At 64.1% G+C, this 3,173-nt stretch carries 3 protein-coding genes; all 3 read left to right on the forward strand.

What is annotated here, in order from left to right; all coding sequences use genetic code 11:
* Positions 1-168: 168 nt before the first annotated feature.
* The 3 genes from NA3_RS35055 to NA3_RS35065 are packed head-to-tail and all read left to right on the forward strand — an operon-like array spanning position 169 to position 3,103.
* Complete coding sequence (locus NA3_RS35055; RefSeq protein ID WP_227994937.1) at positions 169-1,299, forward strand: tyrosine-type recombinase/integrase; 1,131 nt, start codon at positions 169-171, stop codon at positions 1,297-1,299.
* Positions 1,296-1,649 (forward strand): helix-turn-helix domain-containing protein, encoded by a 354-nt coding sequence (locus NA3_RS35060; protein WP_308189474.1) that lies wholly within the window; start codon positions 1,296-1,298, stop codon positions 1,647-1,649. Before NA3_RS35055 ends, NA3_RS35060 begins: the two co-directional genes overlap by 4 nt.
* Entirely contained in the window at positions 1,646-3,103 is a 1,458-nt protein-coding gene (locus NA3_RS35065; RefSeq protein WP_082856820.1) for a site-specific integrase, read from the forward strand. Before NA3_RS35060 ends, NA3_RS35065 begins: the two co-directional genes overlap by 4 nt.
* The last annotated feature ends 70 nt before the right edge of the window (positions 3,104-3,173 follow it).

A 3,173-nucleotide genomic window follows, 5' to 3' on the forward strand; every position in this document is an offset into this window, starting at 1 on the left:
AAGTCGGACTATGGACGGTAACGCGACAGTTATCCAACTGCGCTGGTGGACTTTTCGCGCTGGCTGACTGTGGCGCGCCCGGCCGACCTCTGTGTCGATGCACGCTCCGAACCCGCGGCTACGGTGAGGCGACAAAGTCGCTTTTCCGTTGACGAATCTGGAGCGGAGTTGGCCGAGATCCCTGGTTCCGCGGGGCTGGTTCTCGTTGAGGGCGTGCGCCATCTCGACGAGCCGGCGGCGGTGTTCGACGCGATGTTGAAGGGCTGGGCGAACCAACAGAAGTCGCGGATGTTGTCGATATCGACGATCGAGCCGCGCATATCGCTGCTGCGCCGGTTCGCCGAATTCAGCGACTCTTACCCGTGGTCGTGGACGGCTGCCGACGTCGAGGACTTCACCGTGTCGCTGACCAGCGACTCCGGCGGGCGCCTAGCGCCGTCCACGATCCGCGGCTATCACCTGGTCCTGCGCATGTTCTGCGACTACCTGACCGACCCGCGCTATGAGTGGATGCGGCAATGCCGCGACCGGTTCGGACAGGTGCCCGAGCAGATCTGTCACGAGTGGAACACCGTCGCCCACCTCGTCGACTACGAAGGACGACCCGGCCGGCGACCGTTGTCCTACGACGAGCTGCAGTGGCTGTTCGACACTCTCGACGAACGCGTCGAACGAATCGCCACCTCCGGCCGCAAGGGCGCCTTGGCCGCCCTGCGAGATGCCCAGATGATCAAAACCTGCTACGCATACGGCCTACGCCGCACCGAGCTCTGCCGATTGGAGCTGGTAGACCTGCACCCGAATCCGCATATGCCGCAATGGGGCACCTACGGATCCGTGCACGTGCGCTACGGCAAGGCCACCCGCGGCAGCACACCACGCCGGCGAACCGTATTGACCGTTCCCGAATTCGATTGGGTCGTCACCGGCATGCGGCAATGGGTCGAACAGGCCCGCCCGATCCTCAACGCCACCGATCACCCGGCACTCTGGATCACCGAACGCCTCACCCGCGTCGACGGCTCGTTCCTGGAGAAGCGGTTCTCCCGCATCCGCGCCGAGGCCGGACTGGCGCCGGAACTGACACTGCACTGCCTGCGCCACTCCTACGTCACCCACCTGATCGAGTTCGGTTACCCGGAACGGTTCGTCCAAGAACAGGTCGGCCATCACTTCGCATCCACCACCGCGATCTACGCCTCGGTCTCCAACGACTTCAAAAAGCAAACCCTGCGAACAGCGCTGCAACGCGTCTACGCCCCCGCACCCGCCCCAACCACACCTGAGGAGCTCCGGTGAGCAGTCGACGCATGGTGATGAATTGGCATCTGCGCCAGGTGATGGCGACCCGCGGTATCTTCCAGACCAGCGAACTCGTCCCGCTACTGGCCGAGCGCGGAGTGAACCTGAGCCGCCAATACGTCCACAAACTGGTCACCACGCCACCACAGCGCATCAACACCGACCTACTCGCCGCGCTCTGCGACATCCTGGCCTGCCAACCCAACGACCTGCTCGAACCCGTCCTCGTCCACGCCGAGCAGACCCGCACCGGCACCGACGGACACGGTCTGGAAGGCCTCGGAATCGGCGACCTCCGCCCTATCCGAGCCGTGGTCCGCCGGCCACACGATCCCAACCAACGATGAAGCGCACACCACTACCGACGACCGAATGCGGACACTGCGGCCAGGTCGAACGCTGCAAACGAACCATCCTGGACCAGCCCGTCTGCCCAGCCTGCGAACTGCGGTTCCGCCGCGCTCCCCGCCGCTGCCCGCACTGCGCGCAGCCGAAAGTGCTGGCATTCCACGACAACCAGAATCGACCGGCATGCGCGAGCTGCACCGGCAACGACCCCATCTACGCCTGTCCCCGCTGCGGCAGTGAAGACAAGCACTACGGCCGCCTCTGCGCAGCCTGCACCCTCCACGACAGAGCCGCCGAACTGCTGGCCGACCTTTCCGGCCACATCCATCCGCAACTGCAGCCCGTCTTCGACGCATGGATGACCGCCAAGGATCCACGTTCCACACTGCAATGGTTCAACAAGCCCTCCAGCAGCCCGGAAATCCTGCGCGCCATGGCAATCGGGGAACTCCCCATCTCCCACGCAACATTCGACAACCTGCCCAGCACCCGGGCCGTCAACTACATCCGCGACCTGCTCACCGCTACCGGCGTCCTCGAGCCCTACCAGCCACTGATCGCACGAACCACCCACTGGCTCAACGAGATTCTTCAGCTTCTCCCCAAACACCACGCCGACCTCATCCACCGATTCGCCCAATGGCATCTGTTGCGCCGACTCCGTCATCTCGAAGCCCAGGACAAGGTGACCCGCGGCTCTGTCCAGCACGCCCGCGCCACCATCATCACAGCGATCCGGTTGCTGATCTGGCTCGACGAATACGAGATCGACTTGGCCGACATGACCCAAGACCTTCTCGACGCCTACCTCGCCGAATACCCCGGTCGCGGAAGCACCCTGGCCCGATTCATCGAATGGACCAACAACACCCACCTCACCGACAACCTGCGCATTCCACCACCGCACCGACCAGATCTGCAGGTCCGGCTTTCCGATGACCAACGCTGGGCCTACGTCGAAACCCTGCTCCATAACGACTCGATCCGCCGCTACACCCGCATCGCCGGATTGTTCATGCTGCTGTTCGCCCAACCCCTCTCACGCATCTGCCGCATGCGCCACGACCAGATCGCCCTCCAGGCCGACGGCACCGTCACCACCACCTTCGACACCGTCGCCATCGAGATGCCCGAACCGCTCGATCAACTCCTGCGCGACCACCTCACCGACACCGGGCCCGCTTCCTACGCCAACCACGGAATCTGGCTCTTCCCCGGCCGCCTCCCCGGAAAAGCACTGGTCACCGAGAACATCCGCGCCGAGCTCGTCGCCCACGGCATCCGCCCACACCACGCCAGACACGCCGCGCTGTTCCACCTCGCAGCCGACATGCCCACCCCCGTGCTCGCCGAACTCCTCGGAATCGCGCCCATCACCGCCACACGATGGGCAGCACTATCCGCCCGAACCTGGAGCCAATACACCGCCATGCGATACAACAACCAACTCTGACAACACGAACCAGCTGAACTATCAGCATCGAAGCGAAAAGTCCGAGAACCTATACACCCACTCCACCAAC

Source organism: Nocardia africana NBRC 100379, from assembly GCF_001612635.1.
Lineage (GTDB): Bacteria > Actinomycetota > Actinomycetes > Mycobacteriales > Mycobacteriaceae > Nocardia > Nocardia africana.